Genomic DNA, 18,115 nt, shown 5'->3' on the forward strand with positions numbered 1-18,115 from the left:
TCACTCAAGATGATAACGCTTACATTATCAGCAACCCTACATGAACTCGGGGTACCTGTCTCCAGGATAAGCACGCAAAGTGCAAACGGGACTGCGAACTGTTTATTCCCTGCGCCGCTACGCTGAACAAAGCAGGGATTATGTTGTCGGATTGCCTGAGTTTCCATTAAAATAGATCGGATCGATTTAAGCACACAAAGGGGGAAGTGCTTACTTATATGAAACATAAACCACAGATGATGAAAATGCGTTGGTTAAGCGCAGCCGTAATGTTGTCCCTGTGTACTTCATCTGCATGGGCATTTAGCATTGATGACGTTGCAAAAGAGGCCAAAACGTTAGCCGGGAAAGGCTATGAAGCGCCAAAGAGTAACCTGCCCTCCGCTTTCCGCGACATGAAATACGCGGACTACCAGCAAATTCAGTTTAATCACGATAAAGCTTACTGGAATAACCAGAAAACCCCATTCAAGCTTGAATTTTACCATCAGGGTATGTACTTCGACACGCCGGTCACCATCAATGAAGTGACGGCCACCAGCGTGCGCAAAATTAAATATAGCCCGGACTATTTTAACTTTGGTAACGTTCAGCACGATAAAGACACGGTGAAAGACCTTGGTTTCGCCGGCTTCAAAGTACTGTATCCGATCAACAGCAAAGATAAGAACGATGAAATCGTCAGCATGCTCGGTGCCAGCTACTTCCGCGTGCTGGGTCAGGGTCAGGTATACGGTCTGTCCGCGCGCGGTCTGGCTATCGATACCGCGCTGCCTTCCGGCGAAGAGTTCCCGCGTTTTCGTGAGTTCTGGATTGAGCGTCCAAAAGCTACCGACAAGCGTCTGACTATCTATGCGCTGCTGGATTCGCCGCGGGCAACCGGCGCTTATCGCTTTGTGATCATGCCGGGACGCGATACCGTGGTGGATGTCCAGTCCAAAGTTTACCTGCGTGACAAAGTGGGCAAACTGGGCGTGGCGCCGCTCACCAGTATGTTCCTGTTTGGTTCCAACCAGCCTTCTCCGGCGCTGAACTATCGTCCGGCGCTGCACGACTCCAATGGTCTGTCGATCCTGGCGGGCAACGGCGAGTGGATCTGGCGTCCGCTGAACAACCCGAAACACCTGGCCGTTAGCAGCTATGCGATGGAAAACCCGCAAGGGTTCGGCCTGCTGCAGCGCGGCCGTCAGTTCTCCCGCTTCGAGGACCTTGACGATCGTTATGACCTGCGCCCGAGCGCCTGGATCACCCCGAAAGGGGAGTGGGGCAAAGGGAAAATCGAACTGGTCGAAATCCCGACCAACGATGAAACCAACGATAACATCGTGACTTACTGGACGCCGGATCAGCTGCCGGAGCCGGGCAAGGAGATGAACTTCAAGTACACCATCACCTTCAGCCGCGATGAAGACAAGCTGCATGCGCCGGATAACGCGTACGTTATGCAGACCCGCCGCTCTACCGGCGATGTGAAGCAGTCGAACCTGATCCGCCAGCCGGACGGCACCATTGCTTTCATTGTCGACTTCACCGGCGCCGATATGAAAAAACTGCCGGCGGATACCCCGGTCGCCGCCCAGGCGAGCACCGGCGATAACGCTGAAATCGTTGAAAATACCGTGCGTTACAATCCGGTGACCAAAGGCTGGCGAATGATCCTGCGTTTGAAGGTGAAAGATCCGAAGAAAACGACGGAAATGCGCGCCGCACTGGTTAACGGCGATGACACGTTGAGCGAAACCTGGAGCTATCAGCTGCCTGCCAATGAATAAGATAACGAAGTACATTGACGCATTGCCGCTGTCGGACGCCGAGAAATCGGCGCTGCCGGACACCAGCCTGCAGGCCGTTCATCAGGCCCTGGATGACGAACATCAGACCTTCGCCCGCGAAGACGACTCCCCGCTGGGGTCGGTCAAGGCGCGGCTGGCGCACAGCTGGCCGGATTCGCTGTCTGGCGATCAGCTGGTGAAGGATGATGAAGGCCGCACCCAGCTGCATGCGATGCCGAAAGCCAAGCGCTCCTCGATGATCCCGGACCCGTGGCGTACCAACCCGGTTGGCCGCTTCTGGGACCGTCTGCGCGGACGCGATGTCACGCCGCGCTATCTCTCCCGCCTGACGCAAGAAGAGCGCGAGAGCGAGCAAAAATGGCGTACCGTCGGCACCATTCGTCGCTACATCCTGTTGCTGCTGACGCTATCGCAGACCGTGGTGGCGACCTGGTACATGAAAACCATTCTGCCTTATCAGGGCTGGGCGCTGATCAACCCGGTCGATATGGTGGGGCAGAACCTGTGGGTCTCGTTCATGCAGCTGCTGCCGTACGTGTTGCAGAGCGGCATTCTGATCCTCTTCGCGGTGCTGTTCTGCTGGGTTTCCGCCGGCTTCTGGACCGCGTTAATGGGCTTCCTGCAGCTGTTGATCGGTCGCGATAAGTACAGTATTTCCGCCTCGACGGTCGGTGACGAACCGTTGAACCCGGCGCACCGTACGGCGCTTATTATGCCGATCTGTAACGAAGACGTTGACCGCGTGTTCGCCGGGCTGCGGGCGACCTGGGAGTCGGTGAAAGCCACCGGCAACGCCGCCCATTTCGACGTCTATATCCTCAGCGACAGCTATAACCCCGATATCTGTGTCGCTGAGCAAAAGGCGTGGATGGAGCTGATTGCCGAAGTACAGGGCGAAGGGCAGATTTTCTACCGTCGTCGTCGTCGTCGCGTGAAGCGTAAGAGCGGCAACATCGATGATTTCTGCCGCCGCTGGGGCAGCCAGTATAGCTACATGGTGGTGCTGGATGCTGACTCGGTGATGACCGGAGAGTGTCTGAGCAGCCTGGTGCGCCTGATGGAAGCGAACCCGAACGCCGGGATCATCCAGTCATCCCCGCGCGCCTCGGGCATGGACACGCTGTATGCGCGTTGCCAGCAGTTTGCCACCCGGGTGTATGGTCCGTTGTTTACGGCGGGTCTGCATTTCTGGCAGCTGGGGGAGTCCCACTACTGGGGACACAACGCCATTATCCGCGTGAAGCCGTTCATTGAGCACTGCGCGCTGGCGCCGCTGCCGGGCGAGGGCAACTTTGCCGGGTCGATTCTGTCGCACGACTTCGTTGAAGCCGCGCTGATGCGCCGCGCCGGCTGGGGCGTGTGGATTGCCTACGATCTGCCGGGCTCCTATGAAGAGCTGCCGCCGAACCTGCTGGACGAGCTGAAACGCGACCGCCGCTGGTGCCAGGGCAACCTGATGAACTTCCGCCTGTTCCTCGTGAGAGGGATGCACCCGGTGCACCGGGCGGTGTTCCTTACCGGCGTGATGTCCTACCTGTCGGCGCCGCTGTGGTTTATGTTCCTTGCCCTGTCGACAGCGTTGCAGGTGGTGCATGCCCTGACCGAGCCGCAGTACTTCCTGCAGCCGCGTCAGCTGTTCCCGGTATGGCCGCAGTGGCGTCCGGAGCTGGCTATTGCGCTGTTCGCCTCGACCATGGTGCTGCTGTTCCTGCCGAAGCTGCTGAGTATCATCCTGGTGTGGTGTAAGGGGCCGAAGGAGTACGGTGGATTTATCCGCGTGACGCTTTCCCTGCTGCTGGAGGTCCTGTTCTCGGTCCTGCTGGCGCCGGTGCGCATGCTATTCCACACCGTCTTCGTGGTCAGCGCCTTCCTCGGCTGGGAAGTGGTGTGGAATTCGCCGCAGCGTGATGATGACTCCACGCCATGGGGAGAAGCCTTTATGCGTCACGGCTCGCAACTGCTGCTGGGGCTGGTATGGGCGGTCGGAATGGCATGGCTGGATCTGCGCTTCCTGTTCTGGCTGGCGCCGATTGTCGTATCGCTGATCCTGTCGCCGTTCGTGTCGGCGATCTCCAGCCGGGCGACCGTGGGCCTGCGCACCAAGCGCTGGAAGCTGTTCCTGATCCCGGAAGAGTATTCGCCGCCGCAGGTGCTCAAGGATACCGATGCGTACCTGACGCTGAACCGTCAGCGTTCGCTGGACGATGGCTTTATGCACGCGGTGTTTAACCCGTCGTTTAACGCCCTCGCGACCGCGATGGCCACCGCGCGCCACCGTCAGGGTCATATCCTGGAGATCGCCCGCGAGCGCCATGTCGAGCAGGCGCTGAATGAAACGCCGGATAAGCTGAACCGCGATCGTCGACTGGTGCTGTTGAGCGACCCGGTAACCATGTCGCGTCTGCACTATCGCGTATGGGCCGCGCCGGAGAAATACTCCTCGTGGGTGAACGCCTATCAGCAGCTGGCGCTTAACCCGCTGGCGCTGAAAACGAAATAAGCCGTACGTTAAGGAAAATACCGGCAGCGATGCCGGTATTTTTTTATCTGAAACACGAGGTTGTGGATGCGAATACTACCTATCATTGCCATGGCGCTGCTGCTTAGCGGCTGCGGCAGCATTATTAGCCGGACGGTGCCCGGGCAGGGGCATGGCAATCAATATTACCCGGGCGTGCAGTGGGACGTTCGTGATTCAGGATGGCGCTATCTCACCATTCTGGACCTGCCGTTCTCGCTGGTTTTCGATACGCTGCTGCTGCCGCTGGACGCCAGCCACGGGCCCTATAACTGATTAACGCTCGTCCCACTCGTCGGCCGCCGTCTGTCCCTCTTCGGTGTCCAGCGAGGGCTCGAGCTGGAATTCACCTTCATCCCACTCATGGAGCGTATTTTCCTCCAGCCACTCCTGACGCAGCTCTATCTCATCATAATCCCCATCGAAGACGCTCTGCGCTGCTTCGCCGCTGAGCATCGGTAAGCATTCGCCTTGTTCCTCTTCGTCAGCAAAAAATTCGGCCTGCCAGGCGATATCGCCATCCTGCAGCACATACTTTTGAATATTGAGCTGCTCAACGTTAGCGCTCTCTTCATCGCTGTCAGGGTTGTTGGCGAGAAATTCTTCACGTGCTGCATCAATAGCTTCTTCGAGCGTGGCATAGAACATCGAATCCTTTGGCATAGCGAATCTCCTGAGAAGAATATGAATTGAACACGATTCAATCTATAGAAGGCGCCAGGCAAAGCGTCAAGGGGCTGAGCCCCTCTGGACGTTAATTTACTGAATGGCGGTCGGGCTGCGAGGCGTCCGCGGCTGGCCGGCGCAGGCTGAGGGTCGAATAGATCGCGTTAAACAACACCACTCCTGCGGTGACAAGGAAGACGGCGCGAAAGCCGTAGTTGGCGGAAACTGAGGCGCCGATCAGGGGGCCGGTGACGTTGCCAATATCACGAAATGACTGGTTATAGCTGAAGATCCGCCCGGAGATCTGGCTGGTGGAGTTATACACCAGCAGGGTTTGCACCGCCGGCAGCAGCGCGCCGTCCGCGGCGCCGAGCAGGAATCGCAGGATACCTAACTGCAGCGGGGTCTGGACGAACGACATCGGGATCAGCAACAGCACCGAGATAATCAGCGCCACGATGAGGATTTTTTCCGGTCCGATACGATCCCCCAGTTTGCCCAGACGAGGGGCGCTCATCAGGGCGGCAATGCCCGGCACCGAGGCGATCATCCCGCTGATAAAGGCGATATTGCTGACGTTACCCGCCAGATCGCGCACGTAAAGCGTCAGGATCGGCGCAATGGAGCCGGTGGCGACCTGGATGATCAGCGAGGTGACAAACAGGCTGAGCACCAGTTTCGGATTCTGCAGCGAGGAGAACACCGCCTTCGCGCTGAGCATCTCTTTTTTGGCGATCGGAACAAAATTTTCACGGATTAAAAACAGGGTAAACAGGAAGCAGATAAACAGCACCGCCGCGGTCATAAAGAAGACAGTACGCAGGCCCCAGTGGTCGGCCAGGAAGCCACCCGCCAGCGGGCCGAGCAGGGCGCCGCTTACCGCGCCGGTTGACAGCGTGCCGAGCGCCCAGCCGCTTTTATGGCGCGGGATCTGGGTGGCAATCAGGGCGTTGGCATTGGGAATAAAGCCCCCCAGCAGGCCGAGCAGCGCGCGCAGTAGCAGAAACTGCCAGATATTCTGCGCCATCCCCATCAACATCATGACGATGGCCATCCCGAGGGCTGAACGCAGCAGCATGATTTTACGTCCCTTGCGGTCAGCAAGTCCGCCCCAGAACGGCGAGGCGATGGCGGAGAAGAGAAAAGTGATGCTAAAGACCAGCCCGGACCACATGTTGAGGGCGCTATGCCCGGTGACGCCGAGTTGTTCGACGTAGAGCGGCAGAAAGGGCATGACCAGGCTGAAGGCGGCGCCGGTTAAAAAGCAGCCAAGCCAGGTGACGGTCAGGTTTCGTTTCCAGTTAATGGGGGTATCAGCAGACGACATAGGATTCCACTGGCCTGCGCGGCAGGTCAAATTAAGAGAAAATATGAGCCTGCTAATTATGCGCTTGGGAAATAAATGCCGCAATGGAGGAAAGCTTTTAAAGCTAAAGCAGAGCGTAAAGCCTGAGCGCTGGGGATTCCCGGCCGGGAGGCGCGCGGCCGGGAAAGAGGTTCAGTAGCGGGAGGGCATCCCCTCGGGACGGGTTTTAAAGCGGCGATGGAGCCACATATATTGTTCCGGGGCCATCATAATGCACTGCTCTACGATCTTATTCATCCACGCAGCGGTGGTTTCCGCGTCGTCCAGCGGCGGGGAGCACTCTGGCGGCAGGATAATCAGTTCATAACCTTTACCGTCCGGTTTACGGCGTGGAACAAAGGGCACGATGCAGGCTTTGGACATTTTCGCCAGCATCCAGGTGCCGGAGGTGGTCGCCGCCTGGTCTACGGCAAACAGTGGGGCGAAGACGCTGGCGGTCGGGCCGTAATCATGATCTGGCGCGTACCACACCACGTCGCCTTTTTTCAGCGCGCGGATCATACCTTTCAGATCCTTGCGGTCGATCATGTCCTTGTTGGAGCGCAGTCGGCCCCAGGTCTGCAGCCAGTCGATGACCGGGTTATCGTTGGGACGATAGACGCCAATCCCCGGCTCGTTCATGCCGAACATCCGCGCGCCCATTTCCAGTGTCAGGAAATGAATGCCGATCAGCAGAATTCCGCGCTGCTGCGCCTGCACATCGCGAATATGCTCAAAGCCGATGGTGTCGGTCCAGCGGGCGATACGGCGAACCGGCCAGAACCAGGCCATACCGGTCTCCATCAGCCCCATACCCACCGATTCAAAGTTCATCACCACCATCCGGTGACGTTCCTGCTCGCTTTTCTCGGGGAAGCAGAGCTCAAGGTTGCGATAGGCGATCTTCGCCCGGCGCTTCATAAATCGCATGGCCAGCCGGCCGATGGCGTTCCCGAGGCGGTAGATCAGCGGGTAGGGCAGTTGGACAACCAGCCACAGCAGGCCGATACCCAGCCACAGCAGCCAATAGCGCGGATGCAGCAGCGCCGGAGAAAATTTAGGCAAATGAGTCATTTCATACCCGTATCAGTGAGCAACATCTTATATTATCGCATTTTTTTACCGGCCAGCCAAAGGCGGCGACAGCCACATCGTTTTGTTAAGTGGGGGGCGACCGGTGAGAAAAATGTAGCGTAAAATGTAGGGATGTAAATTAATAAGCTTTGCTATATCATGCCCGCCGTTTATTTCCTCATTTCTATGTCGAGCAGGTACACCATGCCAGTGTTACACAACCGCATTTCAAATGAGACGTTAAAGGCGCAAATGCTGGCTGAAACCGAGCCGCGCACGACGATCTCGTTCTATAAATATTTCACCATTGTCGATCCGCAAGCGACCCGCGATGCGCTGTGGGTTGCCTTAACCCAGTTGAAAGTCTTTGGCCGCATCTATCTGGCCCGGGAAGGGATCAACGCGCAAATCAGCGTGCCGGAAAGCAACGTTGAAGCCCTGCGTGAGTTTCTCAATGGCTTCGATCCGGCGCTGGCGGGGCTGCGTTTCAATATCGCTCTCGAGGACGACGGTAAATCGTTCTGGGTGCTACGTCTGAAAGTGCGCGACCGCATCGTTGCCGACGGCATCGACGATCCCTCTTTCGACGCCTCCAACGTCGGAGACTATCTCAAGGCGGCGGAGGTCAACGCGATGCTTGACGATCCGGATGCCGTGTTTATCGATATGCGCAACCACTATGAATATGAGGTGGGCCATTTCGAAAACGCGCTGGAGATCCCAGCGGATACCTTCCGCGACCAGTTGCCGAAAGCCGTTGAAATGATGCAGGACCATAAAGACAAGAAAATTGTCATGTATTGCACCGGTGGTATTCGCTGTGAAAAAGCCAGCGCCTGGATGAAGCATAACGGCTTCAATAAGGTCTGGCACATCGAGGGTGGCATCATTGAGTACGCCCGCCGCGCCCGTGAGCAGGGGCTGCCGGTGCGTTTCATTGGCAAAAACTTTGTCTTTGATGAACGGATGGGCGAGCGGATCTCCAATGACGTTATCGCGCACTGTCATCAGTGCGGCGCGCCGTGCGACACCCATACCAACTGCCTGAATGATGGCTGCCATCTGTTGTTTATCCAGTGCCCGAGCTGTGCCGAGAAGTTTGCCGGCTGCTGTAGCGAAGCCTGCATGGAAGAGCATAAGCTGCCGGAAGAGGAGCAGCGTCAGCTGCGCGCCGGGCGTGAAAACGGCAATAAAATCTTTAATAAATCCCGTGGCCGGCTGAATACCAAACTCGGGATCCTCGATCCTGAGCCGTCAGAAAAACCATAACCAGACAAGATCGATGATCGCCAGCAGCAGCCAGAGCGCCAGGTAGATCATAAAGTGCTCGCGGACGTTATTGACCAGCAAATTAAACAGGCGACGCATAACCGCTCTCAATCACTAACGGCCTCGACAGAGGCCGTTTTTTTTGCCCGACGGCAAAAGTGCCGCATTCCATTACGCGTTAAAGCGCGCCAGCGAGAAGGGCGCCAGGTTGAAGCTCGAAGCTTCGCACTGAGCAAACTGACTGGCAATTTCCCCCAGCACTGGGGCAAACTTAAAGCCGTGCCCGCTCAGACCGGTGATGAGCAGCGTGTCTGGTCTGCCGGGTAACGTATCGATAATAAAGTCTTCATCGACGGTATTATCGTAGGTACAGGAGGCGCCGTGCAGGCAGCCGCCGATCCCGGGCAGGACGTTACGCAAAAACGGAAACGATTCGGAGCCATCGCTGGCGACAGCGCCAAACGCCACTCGCTCCTGCGGCATGGAGATCGGCTGACCGCCGTTATGCTTGCCAATCTTCAGCTCGTTATCTTCCGCCGGGAAACCGTAGTATTGATCGCCGTTGGGCAACTCGCCGGTGAAGGCCGGGAAGTGATTCTTGCTGCTGTAACGGCCATCGGCCTGGTACCAGGCGAACACCTTGCGTACCGGCTGGATGGGGAGATCCGGAAGCAGGCGGGTGACCCAGGTCCCGGCGCTGACCAGCAGCTTTTTACCATGATATTCACCGTCGAGGGTATCGATGGTGACCCCATCTGCATGGTGATGAATAGCCGAGACCGGGCAGTTAAATAGCTGCGCGCAGCCCGCTTCCCGCGCCAGACGGATCCAGGTTTCCACGGCCAGTTCGCTGCGCAGTACGCCGGAAGCGGGTTCAAAAATCGCCCGATAGTCATCGGGGAGGCGTATCTCCGGCCAGCGCTGCATCACGGCCTGGGCATCCAGCTCTTCCACCTCAAGCTGGAACGCACGGGCGCTGGCGGCAACGTTGGCGAGGAAAGGGGAGCTGGCGGGGCCGAGGTTTATGACGCCGGTGCGTTCAAACACGGCTTCGCCACTGATCTCGGCCAGTTCATCCCACAGCTGCTGGGCGCGCAGCACCAGCGGAACATATTTTTCACCTTCGCCATAGGCGTGACGGATAAGACGGCTGCTGCCGTGATGGCTGCCTTCCTGGTGAGGAGGCTGATGGGCATCGGTCATCAGAACATTGAGTCCGGCACGACGCGCATAATAGCCAGCGGCGGCGCCGACGGAGCCGCTGCCGATAATGATAAGATCGTATTGCATGGTGAGTTCCGGGTAATTGCCTTGTTAGCAGGGTAATTAACTCCCTGTGCTTATACAAGCCCGAAAATAATTCAGGCACCCGCAGGTGCCTGTTAAGCTTATTGTTAAGTCATTCCGCGTGCCGCGTTAATGTCTGCGGTACTCGTTTTCCTGGTATTCGCCAGATTCAATTTTCGCAATGCCTGCTTCCAGGATTGAAATAAACTGACGTGCGACGTCCGTCGTTAGCCATAGCGTCTGGCCTATCTCAGCATCATGACTGTTTTCTTGAGCGGGGTTCTGGTAGTGCAGGCGCAACATCAGCGCATCGTAGCTATCAACGGTGCTGATGTCCCATCCGACGAGGGGATGGGTCTGAATGACTTCATTATTTTTTTCCATCATAACCCCTTATTCATATGTTAAAAGACAACAATTCTCGAGGTTTAATGCATGTTTTTTGAAGCAAGTTAATTATATCAGGGATCAAGAATAAACTCGAGAAATTAAATGAAAGGCAGCATGATTTTCTTGTTTTGCCGCTTTTTTACTCAAGATAAGCGTGCAAAACGGCCATTTTAGTCGATATTAAGCAGAATAATCAGGAATATTCTGAACATGAGAAGAGGATAAAAAAGCCGGGGCGACCCGGCAAAGAAAAGCACAATGAGGGAGCAAACCAGAGTAACTGGATCCCGCCATGCTTCAGGAGAGATCGTGGACAAACCAGTCGTCCGCGCTTTCCCAGGTTTCTTGCAGGATTTCGCTTATCCGGTCTTTGTCTTCTTTCAGGCCGCCGAACACCGAGAGCTGATTGCCCGTGGCGTAGCGGACGCTCACCTGGCTGTCGATGGCCGGGAACTGTTCGGCGATACGGCGAGAGAGTTCGTTATTCAGCGCTTCCAGCGCGCCGTTGGGTAAGGCGGTCGTTTTGGCGATAGAGACTTCAATGCGCATAATTGCCCCCTGTGTTTGATACTGGTTATTTATACAGTATCTGGTGAGCGTTGACAACAGGGGGCCGCGTTTTTTATCGCTTCATGGTCCAGCGGACGGTTTCACCTGCCAGGAACGGCACCAGGGTGTCATTGGGCAACGCAATACTGTCGACGACGGTCGTCTCTTCACGCACCAGTTCAACATAGCTTTCATTGACCGGCAGACCGTAAAAGCGCGGGCCGTTCAGCGAGCAGAAGGCCTCAAAGTGCTGCAGAGCGTTCATTTCTTCAAACACGGTGGCGTAGCTGCCGAGGGCGGTCGGGGCGTTGAAGCAGCCGGCGCAGCCGCAGCTGGCTTCCTTACGATGGCGGGCGTGCGGCGCGGAATCGGTGCCAAGGAAGACGCGGCTAAAGCCGCTGGCGACCAGTTCGCGCAGTGCCTGCTGATGAATATTGCGTTTGAGTACCGGCAGGCAGTACAAGTGAGGACGAATACCGCCGACCAGCATATGGTTACGGTTGAACATCAGATGCTGCGGGGTGATAGTGGCCGCCAGCAGTTCATTGCCGTCACGCACATACTCGGCGGCATCTTTGGTGGTGATATGCTCAAAGACCACCTTCAGGCCGGGCAGGCGCTGGCGCAGCGGCTCCATCACGGTTTCAATAAAGCGCGCTTCGCGGTCGAAAATATCAATCTCGGCGTGGGTGACTTCGCCATGTACCAGCAGCGGCATCCCCAGTTTTTCCATCCGCTCCAGCACCGGCATAATGGCGTCGGTGCTGGTGACGCCGTGGCTGGAGTTGGTGGTGGCATTGGCCGGGTAAAGCTTGGCGGCGGTGAACACGCCTTCGTTAAAGCCGCGCTCCAGCTCCGCCGGGTCGAGGGAGTCTGTCAGATAGCAGGTCATCAGCGGGGTAAAATCGTGCCCGGCCGGGACGGCGTCCATAATGCGCTGGCGATAGGCGATAGCCGCCGCGACGGTGGTGACAGGCGGCACCAGATTCGGCATCACGATCGCCCGGCCATAAAACTCACTGGTATAAGGCACGACGGTTTTCAGCATATCGTCATCACGCAGATGGATATGCCAGTCGTCTGGGCGGCGGATTTTCAATACCTGGGATTGTGCTGTCATGGAAGGCTCCGGCTAATAGGTTCAGTCATCAGGGCTGTTTTTTGCCGGGCACTAAGGATAAGCGTAAACGTTTTCCTTTGCACTCATTTCCGTAAAAAATTGAGGGCGCCGCGGCGCCCTGGAGATTAATTGGTAAAGGGGATGACAATCTCGCCCGGCTTCACCTCTATGCCTTTGGCGTATTTCTTCGCCAGCGCTTCACCGGTGCTGGCGTCCTCACGCAGGACATAGGCAGGCTGCTGGCTGAAGTAACTGCGCAGCGACTGATTCAGATAGGGGAGCAGGGCCTGAATGACCGACTGCAGTTTCTCGGGCGCCACTTTGGCATCCACCACCTCCATTTCCTGCAGGAAGATGGCGCCTTTCTCTCTGTCAAAGGTTGGCAGCGCTTTGAGCTTCAGATCGATCGTCGCTTTCTGCGTGCCGAACAGGGAGTTCAGGTCGACGTTAGCGATCCCGGTCAGCGTGACTTTGCCCGGCTCCTCGCGCCCGATGGCGCTGGTGAGGTTCTGCAGTTCGATATGGGCGTCGGCAACGCCTTTCAGACCAATATCTTTGGCAAAATGGTTTCGCTTCTGCAGGGCCTGGTTAATCTCCTGCTCGCTTACTGTGTATTGGGTCAGCTGATTACAGCCGCTCAGCAGGCCGCTGACAATCAGCGCGGCGGCGATCAAAATCTTTTTCATGGGGGTCCTCTGGCTCATATCTTCATTCATCCTGACACAAAGCATCATGACCTGTCAGCACCCTCGATACCAGCAGAATAGGCTGAAAGCAGGAGAAACCGCCGCCGCGCGCATCAGGTCCGCGGCTCCAGCATGCCGGAGGCAGAGCGTTTCGGACTAAACTGCCACCACAGCGCCAGGAAGGTGATAACCCCGATGGCCCCGAGCATCAGCCACGGCAGCTCGGGCTGACCCGCAGCCTTACCGGCATCGAACAGCCAGCCGCCGCCCGCATATCCCAGCGCGCCGCCAAAGGCGAGCCCCAGGCGGCTGAAGCCCATATAGCTGCCGCGCGCCCGGGCGTCCGCCAGCGAGGCGCCCAGCGTCTCCCGGGCGGGTTCGGCAATGATGGATCCGATGTAAAACAGGCAGATCAGGGTAAACAGCTGTTGCAAACTGCTGGTCATGCCGATGGGGAGCATGGCCAGAGTCATCACCAGCAGACCGGCCATCAGCCGGTGCTCAAGGCGAAAACGTTTTTCGCTCCAGCGGGCAATGGGATAGAGCAGGGTCAGCGAAATGGTGGCTTCGATGGCATACATCCACTTCACGGCGGCCGGCGAGCCGGCGATGTCATTCACCATGATCGGCAGCATCAGCATCACCTGCACCGCCAGCATGTAATAGCCCGTCAGCGTCAGGACATAGGTGACGAAGCGCTTGTCCCGCAGCACCCGGCCCAGCCCCTCGCGGATCGGCGTTTTCACCGTCGAGAGCTTCCATGCCGGCAGATACCAGGCGTTAAATGCCGCGCAGGCGATAAACAGCGCGGCGCCGGCGCTGCACACGAGGCGGAAATCATACTGCAGCAGCCAGCTGCCCAGCAGCGCGCCAATCACCGCGCCGGCGCTATCCTGCATCATCAGGATGGAGAAAAAGCGGCCGCGCTGATGCGGGCGCACCAGCTTAACCACCAGCGCCGCCCGCGGCGGATCGAACAGCGTGCCGCCGAGCCCGGAAAGTATGCACGAGAACCACAGCACCCACGGCTCATGGGCGACGGCCATCGCCGCGAAGCCGCCGGCGCGCATCAGCATACCGGTGACGATCATCGGTTTGGCGCCGAAGCGGTCGGCGATAGCGCCGCCAAAGATACCTAATCCCTGCTGCACCAACTGGCGCAGGCCGAGCGCGATGCCGACCATCAGCGCCGCCCAGCCCATCTGATCGACAAAGCGGATGGAAATCAGCGGGAAGACGACAAAAAAGCCCAACACGACCAGCATGTTATCGACTAACAGGAAATATTTACCCAGGCTCCTTGCCTGCGAGACGCGGGACATTTCCCCTCCAGGGAAAAATAGAGATAAGCGTGGATATTCTGCGGGCAATCTGCTGCTTTTCCCAGCGCCCTTGCGACAATATTTTTTTATCAAAATGCAAGTTCGATTGAGGCTATTCATCGAAAAGAGGAGATGGCGCAGAAAATGGTATGTTGCTGTTTTCACACCGTCGCGCAGGACAGGTATAGTGAAGGCAGCAAGAATGAAGTCAGGGGGACTGAAAAGGAAATGTTTGGCTATCGCAGTAACGTGCCGAAGGTGCGTTTGACGACGGACCGGCTGGTGGTGCGCCTGGTTCACGATCGTGACGCCTGGCGTCTGGCCGATTATTACGCCGAGAATAAGGCGTTCTTAAAACCCTGGGAGCCGGTTCGTGACGACAGCCACTGCTATCCTTCCGGATGGCAGGCGCGTCTGTCGATGATCGCCGAGTTTCATAAACAGGGGTCAGCTTTTTATTTCGCGCTGCTCGATCCGGAGGAAAAGGAGATCGTCGGCGTGGCGAACTTTTCCAACGTGGTGCGTGGATCATTCCATGCCTGCTATCTCGGCTACTCTATTGGCGAGAAGTGGCAGGGGCAGGGGCTGATGTTTGAAGCGCTGACGTCGGCGATTCGCTATATGCAGCGTACGCAGAATATTCATCGCATTATGGCCAACTATATGCCGCATAATCAGCGCAGCGGCGCGCTGCTGGTGCGGTTGGGGTTTGAAAAAGAGGGTTACGCCAAAGATTACCTGCTGATCGACGGGCAGTGGCGTGACCATGTATTGACGGCGCTAACGACGCCGGACTGGTCAGCGGGACGTTAAGGAGAGAGGATGAAATATCAGTTAACCGCGCATGAAGCGCGCGTCATTGGCTGTCTGCTGGAAAAGCAGGTCACCACGCCCGAGCAGTATCCGCTGTCGGTGAACGCCGTCGTGACCGCCTGCAATCAGAAAACCAACCGCGAGCCGGTGATGTCGCTGAGCGAAGGCGAGGTCCAGACGCTGCTGGATACCCTGGTGAAACGCCACTATCTGCGCACGGTCAGCGGATTCGGCAATCGGGTAACCAAGTATGAGCAGCGCTTTTGCAACTCCGAATTTGGCGATCTGAAGCTCAGCGCCGGCGAGGTGGCGGTGGTGACGACGCTGCTGCTGCGCGGCGCCCAGACGCCGGGTGAATTACGCAGTCGGGCGCAGCGGATGCATGAGTTCAGCGATATGGCGGAAGTGGAAAGCGTGCTGGAAGGGCTGGCGACCCGTGAAGATGGTCCCTTCGTCGCCCGTCTGCCCCGGGAGCCGGGAAAACGGGAAAGCCGCTATATGCATCTGTTTTGCGACGAGATGGACACGCTGATCACAACGGTGGAAGCACTCGCGCCGCTGGAAGAGGATGACGATCTGCGAGCCAGGGTTGAAGCGCTGGAAGGCGAGGTGGCGGAGCTGAAAGCGCGCCTCGATTCGCTGTTACACCATCTGGGGGACTAAAACGTGGGGACAAGATTGCGCATCGGAGTGGTTGGCTTAGGCGGCATTGCGCAGAAAGCGTGGCTGCCGGTGCTGGGGGCGGCGGAAAGCTGGACGCTGCAGGCGGCCTGGTCGCCCGGAAAAGAGAAGGCGCTGAGGGTCTGCGAAACCTGGCGGATCCCCTACGCTGAATCACTGGATGCTCTGGCGGCGCAGTGCGATGCGGTTTTTGTCCATACGTCGACGGCTTCACATTATGAAGTGGTGAATCATTTGCTGAATGCCGGGGTTCATGTTTGCGTGGATAAACCGCTGGCGGACAAGCTGAGTGAGGCGGAGATGCTGGTCGAGCTGGCGGCGCGGCGGCGTCTGACGCTGATGGTCGGTTTCAATCGCCGCTTCGCACCGCTCTACCGGGAGCTGAAGGGACGGCTGGGCGAGGCGGCCTCGCTGCGGATGGATAAGCACCGCAGCGATAGCGTGGGCAACGATCTGCGCTTTACCCTGCTTGATGACTATCTACACGTGGTGGATACCGCGCTATGGCTGGCCGACGGTCAGGCGCGTCTGCGCGGTGGCGCGCTACAGATCACTCCGCAGGGCGAGATGCTCTATGCCGAACACCAGTTCAGTTCGCCCCGGCTGCAGGTCACCACCAGCATGCACCGCCGCGCAGGCAGCCAGCGCGAGTGGGTGCAGGCGGTGACGGATGGCGGGCTATATGCCGTCAGCGAGATGCGCGAATGGCAGGAAGAGTGCGGTCACGGCGTGGTCCAGCGCCCGGTCGCCGGCTGGCAAACCACCCTGGAGCAGCGCGGCTTTGTCGGCTGCGCGCGCCATTTTATCGAATGCGTGCAAAATCAGACCGTTCCTGAAACTGCAGGCGAACAGGCGCTGCTGGCTCAGCGGGTGGTCGACAAACTCTGGCGCGACGCCATCAGCGAATAATCCGTTGTAACAACTGACAGTAGTAATTCATGTTGAACCCGGTAGACTATCGCCACTTTCCAGCGCCCGCATTTGCGGGCGTTTTACTCCAGGGTTTGGAATAACAGCGTAATGAACCTTTTAAAATCACTGGCGGCCGTCAGTTCGATGACCATGTTTTCGCGCGTGCTGGGCTTTGCCCGCGATGCGATTGTGGCGCGCATTTTTGGCGCCGGGATGGCGACCGACGCCTTTTTCGTCGCCTTCAAACTGCCTAATCTGCTGCGGCGTATTTTTGCCGAAGGCGCCTTCTCGCAGGCGTTTGTGCCGATCCTTGCCGAATATAAAAGCAAGCAGGGCGAAGATGCCACCCGGGTGTTTGTCTCGTATGTCTCCGGATTGCTGACCCTGGCCCTGGCGATCGTCACCGTTATCGGGATGCTGGCGGCGCCGTGGGTGATCACCATCACCGCCCCCGGGTTTGCTGATACCGCCGATAAATTTGCGCTGACCACCCAATTGCTGCGCATTACCTTCCCCTATATTTTGCTGATCTCCCTGGCCTCGCTGGTGGGGGCGATCCTCAATACCTGGAACCGCTTCTCGGTGCCGGCCTTTGCGCCGACGTTCCTTAACGTCAGCATGATTGGCTTTGCGCTGTTTGCCGCGCCGTACTTCCATCCGCCGGTGCTGGCGCTGGCCTGGGCTGTCACGGTCGGCGGCGTGCTGCAGCTGGCCTACCAGCTGCCGCACCTGAAGAAGATTGGCATGCTGGTCCTGCCGCGCATCAATCTGAAAGATGCCGGCGCGATGCGGGTGGTGAAGCAGATGGGCCCGGCGATCCTCGGCGTGTCGGTAAGCCAGATCTCCCTTATCATCAATACCATCTTCGCTTCGTTTCTCGTGTCGGGATCGGTGTCGTGGATGTACTATGCCGACCGCCTGATGGAGTTTCCGTCCGGTGTTCTGGGGGTGGCGCTCGGCACTATCCTGCTGCCCTCGCTGTCAAAAAGCTTCGCCAGCGGTAATCATGACGAGTATTGCCGGCTGATGGACTGGGGGCTGCGTCTCTGCTTCCTGCTGGCGCTGCCGAGCGCGGTGGCGCTGGGGATCCTCGCTAAACCGCTGACCGTGGCCCTGTTCCAGTACGGCAAATTTAGCGCCTTTGATGCGGCGATGACCCAGCGCGCGCTGGTGGCTTATTCCGTGGGGCTCATGGGGCTTATCGTGGTGAAGGTGCTGGCGCCGGGTTTCTATTCCCGTCAGGACATCAAGACCCCGGTCAAGATTGCCATTGTCACCCTGATTATGACCCAGGTGATGAACCTGGCGTTTATCGGCCCGCTGAAGCATGCGGGTCTGTCGCTGTCCATCGGTCTGGCGGCCTGCCTGAACGCTGCGCTGCTTTACTGGCAGTTGCGTAAACAGAAAATTTTCACCCCCCAACCGGGCTGGCTGGCGTTCCTGCTGCGTCTGATTGCTGCGGTGCTGGTCATGGCCGCGGCGCTGCTGGGCGTCATGCATCTCATGCCGGAGTGGTCGCTGGGGACGATGCCGTTCCGTCTGATGCGTCTGCTGGTGGTGGTGATCGCCGGAGTGGTGGCCTATTTCGCCACACTGCTGCTGCTGGGCTTCCGCGTGAAAGAGTTTGCCCGTCGTACAGCGTAAGCGCTTGAATGGGAATTGATGAACCCGCTTCGCCTCAGGCGAAGCG

At 57.9% G+C, this 18,115-nt stretch carries 18 protein-coding genes; 8 read left to right on the forward strand and 10 right to left on the reverse strand.

The window, feature by feature from the left end; genetic code table 11:
- The first annotated feature begins 218 nt into the window (after nt 1-218).
- The 3 genes from mdoG (at nt 219) to ABLV52_RS03345 (ending at nt 4,587) form a co-directional block, all read left to right on the forward strand.
- Entirely contained in the window at nt 219-1,772 is a 1,554-nt protein-coding gene (gene mdoG, locus ABLV52_RS03335) for a glucans biosynthesis protein MdoG (protein WP_004140751.1), read from the forward strand.
- A complete protein-coding gene (gene mdoH / locus ABLV52_RS03340; RefSeq protein WP_023289118.1) occupies nt 1,765-4,293 on the forward strand; it encodes a glucans biosynthesis glucosyltransferase MdoH in 2,529 nt (842 codons plus the stop codon). Before mdoG ends, mdoH begins: the two co-directional genes overlap by 8 nt.
- Before the next feature lie 66 nt (nt 4,294-4,359).
- Nucleotides 4,360-4,587, forward strand: a complete 228-nt coding sequence (locus ABLV52_RS03345) for a YceK/YidQ family lipoprotein (RefSeq protein WP_004204534.1) — start codon at nt 4,360-4,362, stop codon at nt 4,585-4,587.
- Here ABLV52_RS03345 and ABLV52_RS03350 read toward each other — a convergent pair whose 3' ends face one another.
- From ABLV52_RS03350 to ABLV52_RS03360, 3 genes are all read right to left on the reverse strand, one after another.
- Nucleotides 4,588-4,974: a MysB family protein gene (locus tag ABLV52_RS03350; protein ID WP_002898981.1), complete on the reverse strand. Its 387-nt coding sequence runs from the start codon at nt 4,972-4,974 to the stop codon at nt 4,588-4,590.
- Between the two features lie 91 nt (nt 4,975-5,065).
- On the reverse strand, nt 5,066-6,304 hold the full coding sequence (gene mdtG / locus ABLV52_RS03355; protein WP_044522063.1) for a multidrug efflux MFS transporter MdtG: 1,239 nt from the start codon (nt 6,302-6,304) through the stop codon (nt 5,066-5,068).
- Between the two features lie 171 nt (nt 6,305-6,475).
- Nucleotides 6,476-7,396 carry a Kdo(2)-lipid IV(A) acyltransferase gene (locus tag ABLV52_RS03360; RefSeq protein WP_044522065.1) on the reverse strand — a complete coding sequence of 307 codons (921 nt, stop codon included), beginning with the start codon at nt 7,394-7,396 and terminating at the stop codon, nt 6,476-6,478.
- A gap of 204 nt (nt 7,397-7,600) precedes the next feature.
- Between ABLV52_RS03360 and ABLV52_RS03365 the strand changes: the two genes are divergently transcribed.
- The gene (locus ABLV52_RS03365; RefSeq protein WP_023289122.1) at nt 7,601-8,665 is read left to right on the forward strand and encodes a rhodanese-related sulfurtransferase; all 1,065 of its coding nucleotides are present in this window, start codon (nt 7,601-7,603) and stop codon (nt 8,663-8,665) included.
- Here ABLV52_RS03365 and ABLV52_RS03370 read toward each other — a convergent pair.
- The 7 genes from ABLV52_RS03370 to mdtH all read right to left on the reverse strand — a co-directional run bounded on the left by ABLV52_RS03370 (nt 8,651) and on the right by mdtH (nt 14,019).
- On the reverse strand, nt 8,651-8,764 hold the full coding sequence (locus tag ABLV52_RS03370) for a DUF2770 family protein (RefSeq protein WP_004204539.1): 114 nt from the start codon (nt 8,762-8,764) through the stop codon (nt 8,651-8,653). The two genes, ABLV52_RS03365 and ABLV52_RS03370, sit on opposite strands and share 15 nt — an antisense overlap.
- A gap of 72 nt (nt 8,765-8,836) precedes the next feature.
- Nucleotides 8,837-9,955: an N-methyl-L-tryptophan oxidase gene (gene solA, locus ABLV52_RS03375; protein WP_348890000.1), complete on the reverse strand. Its 1,119-nt coding sequence runs from the start codon at nt 9,953-9,955 to the stop codon at nt 8,837-8,839.
- 126 nt (nt 9,956-10,081) lie between these two features.
- Nucleotides 10,082-10,336 carry a biofilm formation regulator BssS gene (gene bssS, locus ABLV52_RS03380; protein ID WP_023289124.1) on the reverse strand — a complete coding sequence of 85 codons (255 nt, stop codon included), beginning with the start codon at nt 10,334-10,336 and terminating at the stop codon, nt 10,082-10,084.
- 303 nt (nt 10,337-10,639) lie between these two features.
- Nucleotides 10,640-10,891, reverse strand: a complete 252-nt coding sequence (dinI, locus tag ABLV52_RS03385; protein ID WP_023289125.1) for a DNA damage-inducible protein I — start codon at nt 10,889-10,891, stop codon at nt 10,640-10,642.
- A 73-nt stretch (nt 10,892-10,964) separates the two neighbouring features.
- Entirely contained in the window at nt 10,965-12,011 is a 1,047-nt protein-coding gene (pyrC, locus tag ABLV52_RS03390) for a dihydroorotase (protein WP_023289126.1), read from the reverse strand.
- Nucleotides 12,012-12,136: 125 nt separating this feature from the next.
- Complete coding sequence (locus tag ABLV52_RS03395) at nt 12,137-12,697, reverse strand: lipoprotein (protein WP_004204546.1); 561 nt, start codon at nt 12,695-12,697, stop codon at nt 12,137-12,139.
- 113 nt (nt 12,698-12,810) lie between these two features.
- Nucleotides 12,811-14,019, reverse strand: coding sequence for a multidrug efflux MFS transporter MdtH (gene mdtH, locus ABLV52_RS03400; RefSeq protein WP_023289127.1), 1,209 nt, complete (start codon nt 14,017-14,019; stop codon nt 12,811-12,813).
- Between the two features lie 228 nt (nt 14,020-14,247).
- On the opposite strand from mdtH, the gene rimJ reads away from it, so the two are divergent.
- The 4 genes from rimJ to murJ all read left to right on the forward strand — a co-directional run bounded on the left by rimJ (nt 14,248) and on the right by murJ (nt 18,069).
- Nucleotides 14,248-14,832 carry a ribosomal protein S5-alanine N-acetyltransferase gene (gene rimJ, locus ABLV52_RS03405; protein ID WP_348890001.1) on the forward strand — a complete coding sequence of 195 codons (585 nt, stop codon included), beginning with the start codon at nt 14,248-14,250 and terminating at the stop codon, nt 14,830-14,832.
- Nucleotides 14,833-14,841: 9 nt separating this feature from the next.
- On the forward strand, nt 14,842-15,495 hold the full coding sequence (locus tag ABLV52_RS03410) for a YceH family protein (RefSeq protein WP_023289129.1): 654 nt from the start codon (nt 14,842-14,844) through the stop codon (nt 15,493-15,495).
- Nucleotides 15,496-15,510: 15 nt separating this feature from the next.
- Nucleotides 15,511-16,422 (forward strand): Gfo/Idh/MocA family oxidoreductase, encoded by a 912-nt coding sequence (locus ABLV52_RS03415; RefSeq protein ID WP_072096704.1) that lies wholly within the window; start codon nt 15,511-15,513, stop codon nt 16,420-16,422.
- Between the two features lie 111 nt (nt 16,423-16,533).
- Nucleotides 16,534-18,069, forward strand: coding sequence for a murein biosynthesis integral membrane protein MurJ (gene murJ / locus ABLV52_RS03420; protein ID WP_023289131.1), 1,536 nt, complete (start codon nt 16,534-16,536; stop codon nt 18,067-18,069).
- The last annotated feature ends 46 nt before the right edge of the window (nt 18,070-18,115 follow it).

This window comes from Klebsiella sp. GB_Kp056 (assembly GCF_040064755.1).
Lineage (GTDB): Bacteria > Pseudomonadota > Gammaproteobacteria > Enterobacterales > Enterobacteriaceae > Klebsiella > Klebsiella quasipneumoniae.